The 18,771-nt window shown below is 51.1% G+C and carries 15 protein-coding genes; 9 read left to right on the forward strand and 6 right to left on the reverse strand.

What is annotated here, in order from left to right; genetic code table 11:
* The first annotated feature begins 8 nt into the window (after nt 1-8).
* From AC5FXQ_RS19765 to hemA, 8 genes are all read left to right on the forward strand, one after another.
* The gene (locus tag AC5FXQ_RS19765) at nt 9-464 is read left to right on the forward strand and encodes an RrF2 family transcriptional regulator (protein WP_493604137.1); all 456 of its coding nucleotides are present in this window, start codon (nt 9-11) and stop codon (nt 462-464) included.
* A gap of 36 nt (nt 465-500) precedes the next feature.
* Nucleotides 501-1,544 carry a quinolinate synthase NadA gene (gene nadA / locus AC5FXQ_RS19770; RefSeq protein WP_493604138.1) on the forward strand — a complete coding sequence of 348 codons (1,044 nt, stop codon included), beginning with the start codon at nt 501-503 and terminating at the stop codon, nt 1,542-1,544.
* Between the two features lie 285 nt (nt 1,545-1,829).
* A complete protein-coding gene (nadB, locus tag AC5FXQ_RS19775) occupies nt 1,830-3,386 on the forward strand; it encodes an L-aspartate oxidase (RefSeq protein WP_493604139.1) in 1,557 nt (518 codons plus the stop codon).
* Nucleotides 3,387-3,480: 94 nt separating this feature from the next.
* Entirely contained in the window at nt 3,481-5,025 is a 1,545-nt protein-coding gene (locus AC5FXQ_RS19780) for a sensor histidine kinase (RefSeq protein ID WP_493604140.1), read from the forward strand.
* A gap of 6 nt (nt 5,026-5,031) precedes the next feature.
* On the forward strand, nt 5,032-5,478 hold the full coding sequence (locus AC5FXQ_RS19785) for a response regulator (protein ID WP_493604141.1): 447 nt from the start codon (nt 5,032-5,034) through the stop codon (nt 5,476-5,478).
* Nucleotides 5,479-5,649: 171 nt separating this feature from the next.
* The gene (locus tag AC5FXQ_RS19790) at nt 5,650-6,882 is read left to right on the forward strand and encodes a sensor histidine kinase (RefSeq protein ID WP_493604142.1); all 1,233 of its coding nucleotides are present in this window, start codon (nt 5,650-5,652) and stop codon (nt 6,880-6,882) included.
* Nucleotides 6,879-7,940 (forward strand): response regulator, encoded by a 1,062-nt coding sequence (locus AC5FXQ_RS19795; protein ID WP_493604143.1) that lies wholly within the window; start codon nt 6,879-6,881, stop codon nt 7,938-7,940. The genes AC5FXQ_RS19790 and AC5FXQ_RS19795 overlap by 4 nt, the downstream gene beginning before the upstream one ends.
* Before the next feature lie 219 nt (nt 7,941-8,159).
* On the forward strand, nt 8,160-9,422 hold the full coding sequence (gene hemA / locus AC5FXQ_RS19800) for a glutamyl-tRNA reductase (RefSeq protein WP_493604144.1): 1,263 nt from the start codon (nt 8,160-8,162) through the stop codon (nt 9,420-9,422).
* A gap of 23 nt (nt 9,423-9,445) precedes the next feature.
* Here hemA and AC5FXQ_RS19805 read toward each other — a convergent pair whose 3' ends face one another.
* The 4 genes from AC5FXQ_RS19805 to AC5FXQ_RS19820 all read right to left on the reverse strand — a co-directional run bounded on the left by AC5FXQ_RS19805 (nt 9,446) and on the right by AC5FXQ_RS19820 (nt 12,372).
* On the reverse strand, nt 9,446-10,054 hold the full coding sequence (locus tag AC5FXQ_RS19805) for a carboxypeptidase-like regulatory domain-containing protein (protein ID WP_493604145.1): 609 nt from the start codon (nt 10,052-10,054) through the stop codon (nt 9,446-9,448).
* A gap of 19 nt (nt 10,055-10,073) precedes the next feature.
* Nucleotides 10,074-10,919: a carboxypeptidase-like regulatory domain-containing protein gene (locus tag AC5FXQ_RS19810; protein WP_493604146.1), complete on the reverse strand. Its 846-nt coding sequence runs from the start codon at nt 10,917-10,919 to the stop codon at nt 10,074-10,076.
* A gap of 451 nt (nt 10,920-11,370) precedes the next feature.
* Nucleotides 11,371-12,036: a porin family protein gene (locus tag AC5FXQ_RS19815; protein WP_493604147.1), complete on the reverse strand. Its 666-nt coding sequence runs from the start codon at nt 12,034-12,036 to the stop codon at nt 11,371-11,373.
* 24 nt (nt 12,037-12,060) lie between these two features.
* Nucleotides 12,061-12,372 (reverse strand): putative quinol monooxygenase, encoded by a 312-nt coding sequence (locus AC5FXQ_RS19820; RefSeq protein ID WP_493604148.1) that lies wholly within the window; start codon nt 12,370-12,372, stop codon nt 12,061-12,063.
* Between the two features lie 208 nt (nt 12,373-12,580).
* Here AC5FXQ_RS19820 and AC5FXQ_RS19825 point away from each other — a divergent pair, with 208 nt between their 5' ends.
* A complete protein-coding gene (locus tag AC5FXQ_RS19825) occupies nt 12,581-13,885 on the forward strand; it encodes a serine hydrolase (RefSeq protein ID WP_493604149.1) in 1,305 nt (434 codons plus the stop codon).
* 120 nt (nt 13,886-14,005) lie between these two features.
* On the opposite strand, the gene AC5FXQ_RS19830 is transcribed toward AC5FXQ_RS19825, so the two are convergent.
* Nucleotides 14,006-15,436 carry a SusD/RagB family nutrient-binding outer membrane lipoprotein gene (locus AC5FXQ_RS19830; protein ID WP_493604150.1) on the reverse strand — a complete coding sequence of 477 codons (1,431 nt, stop codon included), beginning with the start codon at nt 15,434-15,436 and terminating at the stop codon, nt 14,006-14,008.
* A 13-nt stretch (nt 15,437-15,449) separates the two neighbouring features.
* Nucleotides 15,450-18,569, reverse strand: coding sequence for a SusC/RagA family TonB-linked outer membrane protein (locus tag AC5FXQ_RS19835; protein WP_493604151.1), 3,120 nt, complete (start codon nt 18,567-18,569; stop codon nt 15,450-15,452).
* Nucleotides 18,570-18,771: the final 202 nt, after the last annotated feature.

Consider the following 18,771-nt stretch of genomic DNA (forward strand, 5'->3'; position numbering starts at 1 on the left):
ACAAGGTTATGCTTTCGAAAACAACAGAATACGCCCTGAGGTCCATTGTATACATCGCGATGGCTGACGATGAAGGCAAGCGGGTAGGTATAAAGGAAATAGCGAACGAGCTGGAACTGCCTGCCCATTTTATGGGCAAGATTCTGCAGGACATGGTGCGCAAAGGCGTGATCGCTTCTATCAAAGGACCACACGGTGGTTTCTTCTTACACCGTCCGGCCAACGAGATCAGCATTCTGGAAGTGGTACGCCTGATCGATGGGCTGGAAGCATTTAAGAAATGCGGCATGGGCATGAAGCAATGCTCTGACAAGCATCCTTGTCCGCTCCACGATGAAATCAAAGTTTACCGCGATCACCTCTTGCAGGTGTTCCGCGACAAGACTATACAGAGCCTGGTAGACGACGTGAAAACCGGAAAATATTTCATCAAAAACCAACCAGAACAAGTGCTGAATGGCTAAGTCCGCAGCACAGCTTACTATAATCTAACACATACAATGACAGCGACCCTGACACAGGGTGCCTTCTCTGAAAAATTCAGAGCCATGCACCCTTTTGCCCAAACCGAAGAGATTGCCGCCCTGCAGGAGGCGGTGGAAGAGATACGGGAACTGAAGCGTGAGAAGAATGCGGTGATCTTGTCCCACTTCTACATGTCGCCCGAGTTGCAGGTGCCCCACGCTGATGGCGGTATAGCCGATTTCGTGGGTGACTCGCTCGGACTGAGTGTGGCCGCTAAAAGCGTGGAGGCCGACAACATCATTTTCTGTGGTGTAAAGTTCATGGCCGAAACTGCTAAAATCCTGAACCCAGCCAAGCAAGTGCTGCTGCCGAGTTTTGAGGCAGGCTGTTCGCTGGCCGAAAGTATCACCGGTGCAGATGTACGAAAGCTCAAGGCGCAGTATCCGGGCGTACCGGTAGTAGCCTACATCAACACCTATGCCGAGACCAAAGCCGAAGCGGACATCTGCTGCACCTCCCGTAATGCGCTGGACATCGCCCGTTCTTTCGACTCTGACCGACTGATTTTCCTGCCGGACCTGTTCATGGGCCGCAATCTGCAGACCCGCATCAAAGCTGAGACAGGCAAGGAACTGATCCTTTGGGAAGGCAAGTGCGAGGTGCACGAGCAGTTCACGCCGCAGCGCATCAACGGCCTCAAAATGATGTACCCTGAGGCGCAAGTGCTGGTGCATTGGGAGGTGCCGGATGACACCGTAGCCGCTGCCCTGACAGGTGCCGGTGGCGTGGTGGGCAGCACATCGGATATTCTACGCTTTGTAGGCGAGAGCAAATCACGGCAGTTCATCCTGGGTTCGGAATGTGACCTGGGTGCGACCTTGCGCGGCATGTATCCGGAGAAAGAGTTTATCGTGCCTTGCATCAAATGTCCGCACATGAAACAGATCACCATTCAGCGCACGCTGCAGGCTTTGCGAGCCATCGGTACGGAAGCAGAACGAATGTATACCGTGGATCTGGCAGCGGATATTCGTGAACGGGCTTTGCTGCCAATTGAGCGCATGCTGGCTTTTTCTTAGAAATGCGACTGTGGTCGACCTATTTAATTTGTAGGGAAGGTATCCCCTTGAGGGAATTATAGGGGTGTTTACTATTGCCGCATTAACCTGTTTAGCTATGTTTTTGCAAGCTCCAAAGCCTTTAACACCCCTGTAGTCCCCTCAAGGGGACAATCTCGCATGTATCTTATCTTTCTAAGAATTAGGTTAGAAAAACACTAAGTATAGATATGGGAAAACTACAAGAAAGAGCAAGTTTCAATAAGAAGACCGTCCTTTGTTCAGCAGTCTTTTGCCCCATCAAAAATGAAAGTGCCAGAATTTGATTTCGTGGTGTTGGGCAGTGGTATTGCAGGGCTTACGTTTGCCCTGCAGTCCGCTGCCCATTCCCGCGTGCTGGTGCTTTGCAAAGCCACCCTTTCCGAAACCAACACAGCCATGGCGCAGGGAGGTATAGCCGCCGTGCTCGATCCCACCGATTCCTTCGGGCAACACGTGCAGGACACGCTCGAGGCGGGCGCTGGTCTTTGCGACGAAGCGGCAGTGCGCTATATGGTGCAGGAGGCTCCAGCCGCTATTAAGTGGCTGCAAGGTATGGCCGTGGGCTTCGACAAAATTGAATCTGGCGATATGGCCCTCGGGCTGGAAGGCGGCCACAGCCATCACCGCATTGTGCATGTAAAAGACCATACGGGCCGCAGCATACAGCAGGCCCTGGAGGAGGCGGTGCGGACTCACCCGAACATTTCGGTGCAGGAACATCAGATGGGTATAGAACTACTCACGGATACCAGCGACACAGGTACGTTTTGCTATGGCGTACAGGTGCTGGATCTGCACACCAACGAGGTTCGGTCTGTACCTGCACAAGTGGTGGTGCTGGCTACCGGCGGCTCCGGACAGGTATACCAATACACTACCAACCCAGGTATAGCCACCGGCGATGGGCTGGCCATGGCTGCACGTGCGGGGGCCGAAATCCAAAACATGGAGTTCTTCCAGTTTCACCCGACAGCTTTGTACCAAGCCAATGGAGAGGTCTTCCTGATCAGCGAGGCGTTGCGGGGTGCGGGGGCGGAGCTGGTCCTGCCCGACGGAAGCCGCTTCATGCATGGGTATCACCAACTGGGCTCGCTGGCACCCCGCGATATCGTGGCCCGGGCGGTGCTCACCGAAATGCAGCGCCACAACAGTCCTTGTCTATACCTGGATGTGCGCCATCTTCCGGCCGGAAAGGTGCGACAGAACTTCCCTTCTATTTATCATAAGTGTGCTACTATTGGCATTGATGTCGAAAAGCAGCTTATACCTATCGTGCCGGCAGCACATTACCAGTGCGGCGGCGTGAAAACGGATCTGAGCGGAAAAACTTCCATCGATAGGCTGTACGCTATCGGGGAGGTGGCCTGCACGGGTGTGCATGGGGCGAACCGGTTGGCGAGCAATTCGCTGCTGGAGGGGGTGGTGTTTGCCAGAAGTGCGGCGGAGCATGTGACGGGTATAGTCGCGAATCAGGAAGGAGCTATACCTGCTGGGGCTGTAGAAAAAGAGTATGTGGGTGCTTTATGGTTGGGTATGCGGACCGAGGTTGCACACAGCCGTGAGAAACTACAAAAGCTACTCTGGGAGCAGGCCGGTATTGTCCGCTCAGGCCATGGACTGCTGCGCTGTCAATCCGAAATCGAAGCGCTGCAGCGGAAGGTGAAAGGTATACGGGATCTGACAAGTATACAGCAGGAAGTGCTGGAGCTTCAAAACCTGATTACAGTGGCCGAGCTGATCACAACTGCTGCCTTGCAAAGGCGGGAAAATGTGGGCGGGCATTTCGTAAAGGAAAACTTATCAGAAATATGCGCTGTATAAGACCAGAACCAAATAAAGCTTTGTCAAAATCTGATACTCTGCGCTTCCTTTGACATTAAGGCCGTAGTGCGTATATTTAGCAAAAGAATTCCGTGTGAAAGAACAAGACCATTCCGGTAACCACCAAATAGACAGCGAGTCACGCTTAAAAGCCATCATTGAAACGGCTATTGACGGCATCATCACCATTGACCGCAGAGGCGTTGTAGAAACTGTAAATCCGGCGGCTGCCCATATTTTTGGCTATCAGCCGGAGGAGATTATCGGTAACAATGTGAGCATGCTGATGCCGGAGCCCGACCATAGTCTGCACGATACCTACATCGAGAACTATCACCGTACAGGCGTAGGGCAGATCATCGGAAAAGGCCGTGAAGTGCTTGGTAAAAAGAAGGACGGTACTGTGTTCCCATTTCTGCTCAGCATCAGTGAAGTGAACCTGCACGACAAGCAGATCTTCACAGGTGTGATCCACGACATTTCGGAACTCAAAAAAACGGAGGCTGCCCTGCGCGAAAGCGAGAGCCGTATCAATTCCATCATTCAGACCGCAGTAGACGGCATCATCACCATCGACACGCGCGGTGTTATCGAGATGGTCAATCCATCGGCCTGCAGGCTATTTGGCTATGACGCCTCGGAGGTGTTGGGTCGTAAGATCAATATGCTGATGCCGGAGCCGGATAAGAGTCTGCATGACAACTATATGCACCACTACCACGAGACGGGTGAGAAGCGCATTATCGGTATAGGGCGTGAAGTGTCGGGCCTGAAAAAAGACGGCACGATCTTTCCGCTATACCTGAGCATTAGTGAGGTGCAGCTGTCGGACCGCAAGGTATACACCGGCTTCATCCACGACATCACCCGGCAAAAGGTAACAGAAGAGCGCCTGCGCCGCTACGCTGCCGAACTGGAACGCAGCAACCGCGAACTGCAGGACTTTGCCTACGTGTCGTCGCACGACCTGCAGGAGCCGCTGCGCAAAATCCAGGCTTTTGGTGACCGGCTCAAGATGAAGGAGTATGAGAACCTGAGCGAGCAGGGCAAGGACTATGTGGACCGGATGCTCAACGCCGCCAACCGCATGCAGAACCTGATCAACGACCTGCTCACGTTCTCCAGAGTTACTTCCAAAGCCAAGCCATTTGTAAAAACGGACCTGAACCAGATAGCACAGGAAGTGCTCTCGGATCTGGAAATTGCCATCGAACGTTCACATGCCAAAGTGGAGGTAGGACCGCTGCCGGTTATCCAGGCTGAGCCTACCCAGATGCGCCAACTGCTGCAGAACCTGATCAGCAATGCCATTAAGTTCCGCAAAGACGAAGCAGACCCCTTGGTGAAGGTTTATGCGAAGGAGTTGCAGCTGAAAGCACACATGACCTCCACGCCGGGCGACGAACTGGTGGAGCTGCACATCGAAGACAATGGGATCGGCTTCGACGAAAAATATCTGGACCGGATCTTCAACATCTTCCAGCGACTGGAAGGACAGAAGTATGAGGGATCTGGCATTGGACTGGCCATCTGCCGTAAAATTGCCATTCGCCATGGCGGTGATATTACGGCCAAAAGCAAGCCTGGAGAGGGTACGCATTTTATTGTTACTTTAGCGAAAACACACCTGAAGGAATAAACGCCTATGAAATCGAATAGACCAATCGTGATACTGATAGCCGACGACGACGCCGAGGACCGCATGCTCATTAAAGAAGCGCTTGACGAGAACCGGCTGAGTAATGCGATTCAGTTTGTGGAGAACGGCGAGGAGCTGATGGACTACCTGCACAACCGCGGAAAGTTTATTGACAAAGACAAGTACCAGACCCCGGGTCTGATCCTGCTCGACCTTAACATGCCGAAAAAAGACGGACGTGAGGCGCTGAAAGAGATCAAGGCCGACGATCACCTGCGCGTGCTGCCGGTGGTGGTGCTGACTACTTCAAAAGCCGAAGAGGACATCCTGCGCACCTACGATCTGGGCGTGAGCTCCTTCATTACCAAGCCGGTTACTTTTACAGCCTTGGTAGACGTAATGAAAACCCTGAGCAAGTACTGGTTCGAAATAGTAGAACTGCCGAAACCCTAGCAAGTTTAAGAGTTGGGGAGTTTGAGAGTTTAGGAGTTGGGAATGATGAATTTTTAGTCAGTGAAGGAGTGAGGCTTCATCACTTAGTTAAAACTAATCAATATTATAAGCTTGTTACCCTAACTCTAAATCTCCTAAACTCTCAAACTCCCAAATTCCCAAACTCAAAATATGCCTGACAGAATTCGTGTTTTGCTGGTAGATGATGATGAAGATGATTTCATCATTGCGCGGGATATCATGGACGATATACCCGGGCGCAACTATGTGCTCGATTGGGCGCCATCCTTCAACGAGGCCATCAGCATTATCAGGGAGCAGCGACACCATGTATACCTGGTTGATTTCAGGCTGGGGGCGCATGACGGACTGGAGCTGATCACGCAGGCTGTCAACGAAGGTATAACTGCTCCGTTCATTCTACTCACTGGTCAGAGCGACCGCGAAACGGACGAGAAAGCCATGCGGGCAGGTGCGCAGGACTATCTGGTGAAAGGCACTTTCAATCCATACGACCTGGAGCGCTCTATCAGGTATAGCATAGAGCACGCCAAGAGTCTGGCCGAAATTCAAAAGCTGAACACAGAGCTGGAGCAACGGGTAGAGGACCGCACACAGGAGCTTGCAGCAGCCATACAGAATCTGGAGAAGGCAAATAAAACGCTGAAGAAGGCCCAGCAGGAGATCTATAAAGCCCTGCAAAAGGAAAAGGAACTGCATGAACTGAAGTCGCGCTTCGTGACCATCGCCTCACACGAGTTCCGGACGCCCCTCAGCACCGTGCTGTCGTCGGCCTCGCTTATCACCAAGTATAAAACTGCCGAAGACGATGAAAAGCGCCTGAAGCACGTAGGTCGTATTAAGTCCGCTGTTCACAACCTGACTAATATCCTGAACGATTTTCTGTCGATCAGCAGGATGGAGGAAGGTAAGATTCACAATATGCCGAGCACATTTGATTTGCAGAGTTTCGCAGCAGAGGTTGTCGACGAAATGCAGGGCTTCCTGAAAGAGGGGCAGCGCATAAACTACCAGCATGAAGGTGCTCAGCACACGGTATACCTGGATAAGCAGCTTATGCGTAACGTGATCATTAACCTGCTCTCCAACGGCAGCAAATACTCAGGAGAGGACAGCACGATCTGGTTTACAACTGACGTAAAAGGAGACACGATCAGGCTGGTTGTGCGTGATGAGGGGATCGGTATACCTGACGAAGACAAAGCACACTTGTTTACACCCTTTTTCAGAGCGCAGAACGTAACTAATATACAAGGAACGGGTCTGGGTCTTAATATTGTAAAAAAATATGTAGAGATAATGGGAGGCGAGCTGCACTACGAAAGCGAACTGGGTAGCGGCACCACTTTCACCATCACTTTGCCATATACCCCACAGATATGAAAAAGATATTACTGATTGAAGATAACCAGGAAATCCGGGAGAACACCGCCGAGATCCTGTCGCTGGCCAACTACCAGGTCCTCGAAGCGCCTAACGGAAAGATAGGCGTTGACCTGGCCAAGAAGGAGCACCCGGATCTGATCATTTGTGATATCATGATGCCACAGCTCGACGGCTACGGTGTGCTTCACATGCTCAGCAAAAATCCGGAAACTGCCAGTATCCCCTTTGTTTTCCTGACGGCCAAGTCGGAGAAAGACGACTTCCGCAAAGGCATGAACCTGGGCGCTGACGACTACCTGACCAAGCCTTTCGACGATGTAGAGCTACTCGATGTGGTGGAAATGCGCCTGAAGAAAAACGAGATACTGAAAGCCGAGTTTCAGCGCGACGTGCAGGGTATCGACAACTTTATACAGGAGGCGAAAGGGTATGAAGAGCTCAATAAGCTGATCTCTGAAAACCGCCGTGTGACAGTGTTCCGCAAGAAGCAGCACCTGTTCTCAGAGGGCAATTACCCTAGCAACCTGTACTTCCTCAACAAAGGCAAGATCAAGACTTACAAGTCGAATGAAGAGGGCCGGGAGTACATTACCAGTCTGTACAAGGACGGTGATTTTATTGGCTACCTCGATCTGCTGGAGGAGAAGACCTACCGCGAATCGGCTATGGCGCTGGAGGACTCTGAGGTATACATCATCCCGCGTGAGGACTTCTATACCTTGCTCTACCAGAACCGCGACGTAGCAGGCAAGTTCATCAAGATCCTATCAGATAACCTGGCCGACCGGGAAGAGCGGCTGCTGAAACTGGCATACAACTCAGTACGCAAACGTGTGGCAGAGGCGCTGCTGTTTGTGGAAAAGCAGTACAAAGAAGACCCGAACTACAAGTCAGAGGTATCGATCACCCGCGAAGACCTGGCCAGCATTGTAGGGGCTTCCAAAGAGACCGTAATTCGCACCCTGGCGGATTTCAAAGATGAAAACCTCATCGACACCCGCGGCAGCAAGATCACGATTCTGAACTCGCAGAAACTGGAGCGAATGCGGAATTAAGCATGCGAAGCACCAGTTGCATTCACCACGTTCATCTTACCGCTTGGTGGCAAGTATTGCCTAATCTCTGCATCTTTGTGGAGATTAGCGCATTTATTCTCCGCAAACCTTTTGGCTTCACGTCTCCAAACATTGACATTTCTCCTACACGAAAGTGACAATTGTCATACTTTCCGACCCCAGCTTTTAAGAAATTTGCATTGTATCTGAGAGAAAGACATGCAAAATCAGTTTAAAGCCCTTACATTATCTTACAAGCAAGCACCTATCGCCGTGCGTGAAGCAGTTTCGCTGAACGAGATCGGCTGCCGTAACCTGCTCGATAAGATCAGCGAATTCACCAATGCGCAGGATGTCATGGTGCTTTCTACCTGCAACCGCACGGAGGTATACTATTCCGCTGCGCAAGACCTGTCACGCGAGATCATGAAGCTGATCGCGATTGAGAAAGGCTTTATCGCAACAAAAGAGATTGCGTCTTATTTCCAGAACATCGCCCATCACCAGCAGGCGGTACAGCATCTGTTTTATGTGTCGCTGGGGCTGGAGTCGCAGGTAGTGGGCGATATGCAAATACTCAACCAGGTGAAAAAAGCCTACCAGTGGGCTGCTGATGCCGACATGGCGGGGCCCTTCCTGCACAGGCTGATGCACACGATCTTCTTTACGAACAAGCAGGTATTCAACCAAACCGCCTTTTTTGACGGTGCTGCCTCAGTATCGTATGCTACGGTGGAGCTGGTAGAGGAGCTGACCAAAGGTATGGCCGATCCGCGTGTGCTGATGATCGGGGTAGGGGAGATCGGCGCGAATGTGTGCGATAACTTTGGCAAATCGAAGATCAGCAACATCACCATCGCCAATCGCACACACCATAAGGCACTGGAGCTGGCTCAGAAGACCAACGCCCGCGCTATTTACTGGGAGAACGTGTGGGAAGAGATGGCCCAGGCAGATGTTGTGATCTCTTCTGTACCGGGTGACTGCTTCTTTATCGGACAGGCTGATATTGTGCAGCTAGGTGAAAACGCACCTCAGTTCTTCGTGGACCTATCTATGCCGCGCAGCATCGACGCTGCCATTGAAACTTTGCCAAACGCCAGAGTATACAATGTAGACAATATCCGTAACCGTGCCACAGAGGCGCTGACCATGCGCATGGCCGCTATACCTCAGGTAAAGGAAATCATAGCAGAAGCAATGACTGAATTCAACGCTTGGACCCGCGAAATGGCCATGTCACCTGCCTTGCAGCAGTTCAAGAGCCGACTGGAGGAGATCCGTCAGCAGGAGCTGGCCCGCTATACCAGGAAGCTGGATGATAATCAAAAAGAGCTGGTAGAAGCCATTACCAAAAGCATCCTCAACAAGATCGTGAAACTGCCTGCTCTGGAGCTGAAAGCAGCTTGCCAGCGCGGTGAGTCAGAGGCACTGCTCGAAGGACTGAGTGCGCTGTTCAACCTCGAGAAGCAGGAAGCATAGGCTATACCTGACAGGACTTAGCGCTAGCGTATCGGGATCGAGAAGATCTTCAGAATATCCGGTACTCTGTGCCGTGATTCCCGCTGTCCCTTCAATATTCCCTGACCATACCTGAAGTTTGCATTAGCGTCCATCGCCGGCATATCCGTGATCGATTTGTATACAACGGGAGGAGGTATAGGGGGCAAGCGGTCAGTCGCTTCTGCTGGTAGCTTCGTTCTTAAAACGGCCTGTTTCAGGTCATATTCTGTTGCCCAGGGCATTACATCGACGGTAGGCAAGGTATTGCTTTTTTCTTCCAGCCTGATGCGCAGTGTAATGCTGCTTTCCTTGCTGTCGGCAGGTATGGTCAGGTGTAGCTTTTCGAATCCCAAGGCCGCAAATACTATGGTATCGCCTACTACGACCGGCATCGAAAAATAGCCACTTTTACGGGTATGTGTGCTCCGTGTGGTGCCCGGCACATACACAGCTACGCCTTCTAAAGCTGTCAGGCTATCCGCTGCATACACCATACCGGAGAGCTGGATCACCTGTTTAGGTGCAGCAGGCAGCTGCTGCGCCCAGGTATCCCTGCCAGGTAGCAGACCAAGCAGAAGAAGAACAGAGAATAGAACTGCGTTGCTTTTCATACAGTGCGGGCCCGGTGCGTTATTGCCTTACCGTCACATAAGCTGCCAGCCGGCCTCCCACTCCTTTTTCCCAGTCACCCAGGCTGGCTTTTCTAGAGTAGAAGCTACCGCCCAGTGCAGCACCGTAAATGAAAATGTACTTTTCGTGATTGCTGTATTCCGGCAGGTATTCTATCCCTAAAAAGAAATCCTCGTCCACCACCAGGCCATATTGTTCCAGGGGTATAGTGACCCAGCCCTGGGTTAGCGGAAGCCGCCTGATGATGCTTTTCTCAACCAGTCGCTCACCCGGCAAGCCATTTTCATTTTTATACAGGTTGATGCGAAAGCTGGCAGAATCGCGTTTGATGCTGCGCAGGTATACCGTGGCAGACAGAATCTCAGAAGTTTTGTTGTTGAGGTTAATGTATTTGCCCAGCTCTGAAATATCCTCCGAGTGCACTGTTTCTGCTGAGCCATACAGGAATGGGTTGCGTGATGTGGTGCCAAATTTCTTGATCTTAGGCGCCTTGCTGCTGATCACGACTTCGCGCAGTGCCGTGGTTTTCTCAGTGAGTTCGAAGGAACTGATACCGCCGGAGAGGATGGCGGAAACAGGCAGCGAAAGTTCGTTATACCCAATGGCGGAGAAGGTGAGCGTGTCTTGTCGGTTCTCTTCCTTCAGGCTGATCCTGAAGCTGCCGTCCGGTCTCGTAGCAGTACCGATGTTCTTCTTTTTGATGCCGATGTTGACGTAAGGTATAGCCTCCTGCTGTGCTGCACTTACCACGGTGCCTGTTATGCTGTGGGTTTGGCAGAAAGAGGCGGTGGCTATGAAAAGGAAAAGAAAGGTGGTAGCCAGGCGGCTTAGGTTGTGTTTTGGCATAGCTTGAATCTTTCGTGGTAGTGGTGAGGCTATACCTTGTTTAGGTATAGTTGCTATCAGGAAGATTCAATATTTATAACATAGGTTGCAAGCGCCGTAGCTAATTTTGCGAGCATTGCTTGGTAAGGTGTTTCTTGCTGCTGAGCAACAATGCTTTAAAGCTGTTGCTGTCCGTTCAGGATTTTAAATTTCGTCAGCAGGGTATGGCCAACGATTCTCTTTGCTGCCACCGCTACCAGCGACAGCTCAGGTATAAACGCATCTGACTGGCGGAGACCCTACACCTGGCAGTGCTCGTTATGTTCCCTTATCTTCAGACCGCTGAAAGCCTTCTCCAAGAGCGCAAATACAGCCGGGTAATCAGTGGGTTGTCCTTGCCTGATGTGGATGACCGTGGTGCAAATTGTGACCTTAAAAAGTGAAATGTCCCATCGCAATATGAAGTGTCCTCTTATTTAGATCGAAGGTCGAACAAGTAGGCCGCCGTGATAGTGATGTTAGTGTTGGTGGCAGAAACAACTTGTTGTCTTTTGGTCATAATGCTGTTCAGGCTTTGTGTGATTCTTGCTTCCAGTTGAAAGGTGCCTAGTGAGGTGCTGCGCTGCAGACCTGCTCCCAAAGTGAGGCCCAATAGCCAGGGATTCTCAATCTCTTTCTGGTAATAGCCATCATGCTTGGTGTCTACGATAGCTTGTACACTGTCACGGTTCGACACAAGATAGCTGATGGAGGGGCCGAGATTAGCTAGTAATTTGGTGTTTTTGCGTCCCCAAACAGCTTGCGTCATAAAAGGAAGTTCTACATAATGTAGTGATCGGGTATAAGTAGTCGTAGAATCGACTTTATCTGACCACCCACGTTGTACCAAGTTTAGCTCTACCTGTATCCCCATCATGGGTTCGTTCTCGTTTACACGCACAGTATGTTTCAGTAGTAGGCCTGCAGTGTAACCAGTTGCCCAGCCTTGGTTCTGAGAAGGGTCGAAACTGAACCAGGAGGAACTGGACCCACCCTTTATACCGAAACCTGTGTAAGTGTCAGCGAGTTTTCTTTCCTGGGCAGTACAGAAACTGATCGTTATAAAATTGAAGATGAGTGAGAGTAAGAGTAGCCTCATAACCTGATTTCGTAGTGGTATTTATTATTCCAACCCCGCCCCTCCAAGCACTTCCAGTTCCTGGCCTTTCTCCGGTCTGCCAGCCAGCAGCGGCATGGCCTTACTGATCAGCTCTTTCACGCCTGGCACCTGCAGGGAGTTGTCGTGGTCTTCTTTGCTGTCCCATACCTCCGTTACCCATACGTCATCAGGGGTGTTGCTCTCCTTACTTACCAGGTATAACCGGCAACCTTTCGCGGTGGACACCAGTCGGGAAGCCTCTAAGAGAATTTGGGCAAGTTGCGCTCCGTTGCCAGCTGTTGCCTGTAATTTGCCGTGCAGACCGTATTTGCTCATGGATGAGGTTTGAAGGTGAAGGTATGATTCAGTTGCTGCTATACCTTAGATTATTATTGGGGAGGTATAGTGCTACAATATAGTAATTATCTATGTATTTGGCACCCTGTAGTATAGGAAGAGAAGACCAAAACTCCTTTTCTGAGAACAAGGCTTATTTTATACCTGAAATATAGGACAAACCGGGAAAAGCTGCTTATTTTAAACCATGATCCGATCACTGCCTGCCATGAAAAACACGCCTCTTAAGCCAATGCGCAAGTTGGCGCTATACCTGAGTCTGGTCGGAGGTATAACCCTGGCTTCCTGCGCTGGCAACAGGCAGGGGGCAAGCACAAAAACCAACATGATCGAAAAAATACTTGCCTCGAAGCCTGAGCAATTCCAAAACATACTCGACAACCCGGACCAGTACAGGGTGCAGATCCTTTATACCCAGATAGACCGTGACGAAAACAACCAGCCGCACTTCAGGTCCTATACCTATCGGGTCAATCCGGAGGAGTACTTTTACCCGGCGAGTACCGTAAAACTACCCGGTGCGGTGGTGGCGCTGGAGAAGCTCAACGAACTGGGTATAGAAGGACTGGACAAGTACACGCCGCTGCAGGTTGATAGCGCCTACGCCGGCCAAAGTCCAGTAAGTGGTGACAGTACCTCGGCAGACGGACAGGCTACCATTGCGCACTACATCAAAAAGCTGTTCCTGGTAAGCGACAATGATGCCTATAACCGCCTCTACGAGTTTGTGGGGCAGCAGCGGCTGAATCAGTCCTTGCACGAAAAGGGCTTCCAGGATGTGCAGCTTGTGCATCGCCTCAGCATTTTTCTGAGCCCCGACGAGAACCGCCATACCAATCCGTTCCGGTTTTATAAAGACGGCCAGGTGATCTACGAGCAGCCATTGGTCAACAATCCGACTCCTTTCACGCAGGCTAAGTTTGAAGGGGTTCTGGGCAAAGGGCACATAGTAGACGACAAGCTGGTGGACGGCCCCATGGACTTTACGGTCAAAAACTATATCTCCTTAGAAAACCTGCAAGGTATACTCAAGACTGTGCTGTTTCCGGAGGCAGTGCCATCGGAGCAGCGCTTCAACCTGACAGAAGAGGACTACACTTTCCTTTATAAGTATATGTCCATGCTGCCCCGGGAGAGCGATTACCCGACTTATGACCCAAAAGAGTACCCGGATGGCTACGTGAAATTCCTGATGTACGGCAACTCGAAAGAGCGCATACCTGAAAACATCCGCATCTTCAATAAGATCGGCAACGCCTACGGCTTCCTGATCGACAACGCCTACATCGTGGACTTCGACAAGCAGGTGGAGTTCATACTCACGGCAGTTATTCTGGTAAATGAAAACGGGATATTCAACGACGGCAAGTACGAGTACGAAACCGTAGGCTATCCCTTTATGCAAAACCTCGGCCGCGCCTTCTACGAACACGAACTAAAGCGCAAAAAGCAACGCCTCCCTAACCTGAATAAATTCAGGCTGTCGTATTGATAGGCTATACCTGGTCCCAGGTAATAAAAAAACAGCAGCCAATCCACCCCAGATCAACTGCTGTTTTTTTTCCAAAATCGAAGAATTTAAGTCACTCTTAAATTCCAAATTCTCAGACTTCTACTGGTCCCACCAGAGCGGTTCTGACAGTACAGGCGAGTCCGGTGTGTTAGGGTTCTTGCTGGCTTCGCCTTGCGGGTAGGCAATTCTGCGTATAAAGGTCGGCAGATCGGCGTTGGCAGGCAGGTCGAAGTCAGCGTACTGGTAATCGTATCGTCTGGCATCATTCCAGGCCTCCGGGTTGAGGTAGGTCACCACATACTTTTCCTTAAAGATCAGATCCAGCGTCAGGTTGGCGGCGCCTACACCTACAGCCGGGTTGTTCAGGTAGGCATCCCGCTCACCGGCAGGCACGCCCAGCTTGTCCATGTGCGCGCGTATACCTTCCAGGTAGGCCGTATAGGCCCGTTGTCGGTCCCCGGCTCTGAAGGCGGCTTCGGCCTCCACAAATTTCATCTCGGCATATGAAACGATAGTAAGAGGAGAAAGATCTCCGGTTAAAGGGGAGTTTCGGGAGATGTAAACCTCGTCACGGACCGTGTTGTTCCGCGGACCCAAGTTGCCCACACCGTTTGGTGTGCCGATGTAGGGGGCTATGGGAAGAGTAGGGTCAGTCCGGTCAGTGATGAGAGGCAGACGAGGGTCAACCACACCATAGGTGGTGCCGTTCAGGTGGTCAACGAATTGCTCTGAAAGCCAGCCGCCCAACACGAGGTTTGTATTATTCAGCGCTATCTGTGCCCATGGGTTGCGAATGGCAAACACTTCCATCTCCGCATCGTCTGCATTGGACTGATAAGAGTTGTCAACAGCGGTTAGCACGGCGGTAGGGTCGTAGCTGGGAAGCTTGCTTACTTTGTTGAGCATGCGGGCCTTAAAGGCATAAGCCGTGCGAATCCACTGGGTCTTATCACCACCGTGTATCAGGTCGTCTTCGGCCCTTAAGGCAATGCGTGAATCTGTTTTGTTGAGCTCAGCTATACCTTCGTCAAGCAGGCGCAGCGCTTCGGCATACAGGTCCTGAGCTGAATCAAAACCTGGAGTCAGCGTACTGTTGTCGAAAGCCTCTGAGTAAGGAGCGTCGCCCCAGTGGTCAATCACCAGGTTGAGGTGATAGGCCATCAGGATGTTGGCTACGCCAACATAGTCCGTTGCGCCTTCTTCTATGCCCTTCTGTTTCATGTCGTAAATGTCAGCCATCGCCAGATAGATCGCATCCCAGGTGCTGGTAAGGTCGGTTACCTGGTAGGTGTCGGTGGCATTGCCAGCTACCGGGCTGGCCACATACTGCACATAAAAAGCAGTGTTGGCGGCTATGCGCTGGCTGTTTAGGCCTGTTTTCTGGGTGGTGGTGGAAAGCATAGCGTTCAGCGGCGGATTCGACACTAAATTAGGGTTCTCGTGCAGGTCAAAATAATCCTCGCAGCTTTGCAGGCCGAGCGATGCCCCGATTATCATAAAGGCAAGCGCAAATCTATATATCTTTCTCATTTTAGTTCTTGATTTAGAATCCGACATTCAGCGTGATCAGGTAGCTTCTCACAGCCGGGTAAGTGAATCCGGCGAAACCAGTGACGTTGCTGCCGCTTGGTGTGGAGCTGTTCTCGGGATCAAAACCAGAGTATCTGGTCCAGAGCCACAAGTTGTTGCCAGTGAGTGAGACAGAGGCGTTCCGGATAAAAATGTTTTCAAAGAGCGTGCTAGGCAGAGAATAACTAAGGGTCAGGGACCGCAAACGCACCCAAGAGGCATCCTCCACAAATTCCTCAGACACCCCTCTGTGGAAGCGACGGTAGAAACCATCCCCATAATCTACACCGTCAGGTCCCACACCCTGTCCGAGCCATACCTGTTTCGTGTTTGGTGTCCCGTCGGATAGCACCCCCTCAAACACTCTGAACTCGTTTCGGTCTTCGGTGTAGTCAGCTATGCCAAAGGCGGAGAAGAAGTTACCCATCTGGTTGTATTTCTCATGACCCCATTGGGCATCCAACAGGCCGGTCAGGCTCAGGCCTTTGTATGTGAAGGTATTGGTGAAACCACCAATCCAGTCAGGCATTGAGTTACCCAATATCTTCTGACTCGAAAGCGGTGCGCGTACCGGGAACCCATCAGCACCAATTACGATTGGCCGATTCTCGTCAATAAACAGCGGGTCTTCTTCAGCACCACCATAGTAGCGCTGCCAGTGTGAGCCGTAGATGTTACCGTATGGCTGGCCTGGTATCAATTTCATGGTCACAGTGGAGCCCACATAACCAAACTGAGAGGCGTACGGGATCTCCTCCAAGCCTTCCCTAATGCTCAGGATCTTGTTTCGGTTAGCAGAGAAGATCAGTCTGGTATCCCAGGTGAAATTCTCAGACTGCACAGGCACCGCGTTCAGAACGATCTCCACCCCTTTGTTGCGCATTTCGCCGGAGTTCACCGCGGCCCGTACGTAGCCTGTCGAGGCTGCCACATTAATTGGAATGATTTGATCTTTGCTTAACGAGTAATAATAAGTGAAGTCAAAACCCAGACGATTGTTCAGGAAGGACATCTCCAGCCCGGCCTCGTAGGTATCCGTAAACTCGGGACGCAGGTTGATATCACCTAGTAATTCTGCACGGGTGAAGCCTGTGAAACCTGTTGGAAATCCAGAATAAGGGGAATAACCAAATGAGGTAGCGTAGCGGGGAGCATCCTTAGCAGTCTGTGCATAAGAAAAGCGCAGTTTACTCTGGTTGATGAAAGAAGGCAGTTCGAAGTGCTCAGAAAATAAATAACTCAGACTTGCAGAAGGATAAAAGAAGGAGTTGTTGGCTTTTCTGAGTGTCGAAGTGATGTCGTTCCGGCCGGTTAGCGTCAGGAAGAGGAAATCCTGGTAATCAATGGTGGCCTCTCCGAAAAAGCCCATCAGACGGTACTCTGACTGATCCTGTCTGGATGTAAGCAGGCGGGCATTGCGCAGATCAAAGTAGTCAAACACGGTGAGTTCATCACCTTCCACACCAAAACTTTTGACAGTTTCATCATATAGCTCATGCCCTAAGCGAAACGTGGCATTGAAGTTCTCTCCTATACCTGTATTGGCAGTCGCCACAAAAGTGGAGTTAATGCTACGGAACTTAGTAGTGTACTCGTAAACAAAACCTTGGTCGTTGTCCTCATAGACACGCTCATCAGCCAAACCACGTGGGCCAGGTGCTGTGCGGGTTCTGTCGTCGGTATAAGTGTCCAATCCGATACGATAGCTCAGGTCCAGCCACTTAACCGGCGCGTATCCAAAATGCACATTTCCTATGAATCTGTTCACATCATCTTCCATACGGTTAGTTGCCGCCCCATAAATCGGGTTGTTATTGCCATAAGAATTCATCGTGCCGTCCGGCTTTCTGAAATCCGTCACATCCCAGCGAGGTGACCAGTAGCTCAAACTTTCGTTAAAACGGTCTGCATTATAGCGATGCCCACCTGAGTTTGAGTAGTTAAAATTGGCTCCCGTTCTAAACTTTTCGCTTAATTTAACATCCGTGTTCAATCGGGCCGAGAAATTCTCGAAATCTGTAAATGGCAGCACACCCTCGTGCTTGAGGTGTGATAGGGAAGAGAGGAAGGTAATAGTTTCATTGCCGCCAGAAAAGGAAAGGGAATTTCTGAACTGATGGCCGGTTTCGTATGCCTCTCTGAAGTGATTATAGAGTCTGTCAGGGTGGGTGGGGTCTAGTTGTCGGGCTTCTTCAACCGTCGGCCCCCAGGATGGCCAGAAGCTTGTGGGGTCGTACTCGCCTCTGTAGCCTTGCGTGTAGGTATCCTGCACGTCTGGGAATTTATTTACCTCTTCCAAACCGGCTGTACTTGTAAAATTCACACTAAGTGCCCCTGCCTGGCCTCTTTTGGTCGTAATTACTACTACGCCGTTAGCACCCCGAAGACCGTAGAGTGCTGTGGCCGCACCACCCCGAAGTACATTTATACTCGCAATATCGTCTGGGTTAATATCAGCCAGTCGGTTGCTCATACCTCTTAGCTCGGCGCTCTGTCCGAAGGTAGAAGTAGAATTGTCCATCAGCACACCGTCAATTACAAAAAGCGGCTGATTATTGCGGGTCACATCAATCGAGTTGATGCCCCTGATCTGGATATTGGTGCCTTGACCAGGCGCACCGCCTGTGCTCGATATAGTAGCGCCGGCCACCTTGCCCTGCAGGGCATTCAGCACGTTGGGCTGGCGGTGCTGTGTTATCTCAGCAGACTCGACAGATTGCGCTGCGTAGCCCAAGGCTTTCTTTTCGCGTGTAATGCCCAGTGCGGTTACCATCACCTCGCCGAGCTGCTGCGCGTCGGTGTTGAGCGTCACATTGATCGTCGACTGACTGCCTACTGTCACCTCCCTTGTCTGGTAGCCCAGAAAGCGAAAGACGAGCGTCGCATTGTTGTCAGGCACCTGTATCTGGTAGCTGCCATCGGAGTCGGTGGCTACACCGGTGGTGGTGCCTTTTACAGCCACACTTACCCCTGGCATACCCTGGCCTGTGTCGGCGGCGGTTACACGGCCGCTGACTTGCCGCTGCTGTGCCCAGGCACCTGTGGCGCCAAGCACAAATAGCATTAACAAAATGAGTGTAAAGGTGTTCTTCATAAGTTTCTCATTTATTGCATCCTAATATTTATTTAAAGCGCATCATCTCTGTCAGTTTTTCAGCATAACGGGTGGTCTAAGTCATGATGCAGCAGGTTTGCTCATGAACTACAACATGTTGCCTCGTGTGACGTGAACCTGCTGTTGCTATGATCTGGCTAGGTGTCATCTGGTGGAGTGAAGTAGATTAACGGTTAATATA

It is taken from the genome of Pontibacter sp. LHS1 (genome assembly GCF_058932855.1).

Bases quoted from the DNA above. Each gene is read 5' to 3' on its own strand.
- AC5FXQ_RS19765 (WP_493604137.1), top strand. From the start codon at position 9: ATGCTTTCGAAAACAACAGAATACGCCCTGAGGTCCATTGTATACATC.
- AC5FXQ_RS19820 (WP_493604148.1), bottom strand. From the start codon at position 12,372: ATGAGCAAATACGGTCTGCACGGCAAATTACAGGCAACAGCTGGCAAC.
- AC5FXQ_RS19815 (WP_493604147.1), bottom strand. From the start codon at position 12,036: ATGAGGCTACTCTTACTCTCACTCATCTTCAATTTTATAACGATCAGT.
- AC5FXQ_RS19790 (WP_493604142.1), top strand. From the start codon at position 5,650: ATGCCTGACAGAATTCGTGTTTTGCTGGTAGATGATGATGAAGATGAT.
- AC5FXQ_RS19785 (WP_493604141.1), top strand. From the start codon at position 5,032: ATGAAATCGAATAGACCAATCGTGATACTGATAGCCGACGACGACGCC.
- AC5FXQ_RS19830 (WP_493604150.1), bottom strand. From the start codon at position 15,436: ATGAGAAAGATATATAGATTTGCGCTTGCCTTTATGATAATCGGGGCA.
- nadA (WP_493604138.1), top strand. From the start codon at position 501: ATGACAGCGACCCTGACACAGGGTGCCTTCTCTGAAAAATTCAGAGCC.
- AC5FXQ_RS19835 (WP_493604151.1), bottom strand. From the start codon at position 18,569: ATGAAGAACACCTTTACACTCATTTTGTTAATGCTATTTGTGCTTGGC.
- AC5FXQ_RS19805 (WP_493604145.1), bottom strand. From the start codon at position 10,054: ATGAAAAGCAACGCAGTTCTATTCTCTGTTCTTCTTCTGCTTGGTCTG.
- nadB (WP_493604139.1), top strand. From the start codon at position 1,830: ATGAAAGTGCCAGAATTTGATTTCGTGGTGTTGGGCAGTGGTATTGCA.
- hemA (WP_493604144.1), top strand. From the start codon at position 8,160: ATGCAAAATCAGTTTAAAGCCCTTACATTATCTTACAAGCAAGCACCT.
- AC5FXQ_RS19810 (WP_493604146.1), bottom strand. From the start codon at position 10,919: ATGCCAAAACACAACCTAAGCCGCCTGGCTACCACCTTTCTTTTCCTT.
- AC5FXQ_RS19825 (WP_493604149.1), top strand. From the start codon at position 12,581: ATGATCCGATCACTGCCTGCCATGAAAAACACGCCTCTTAAGCCAATG.
- AC5FXQ_RS19795 (WP_493604143.1), top strand. From the start codon at position 6,879: ATGAAAAAGATATTACTGATTGAAGATAACCAGGAAATCCGGGAGAAC.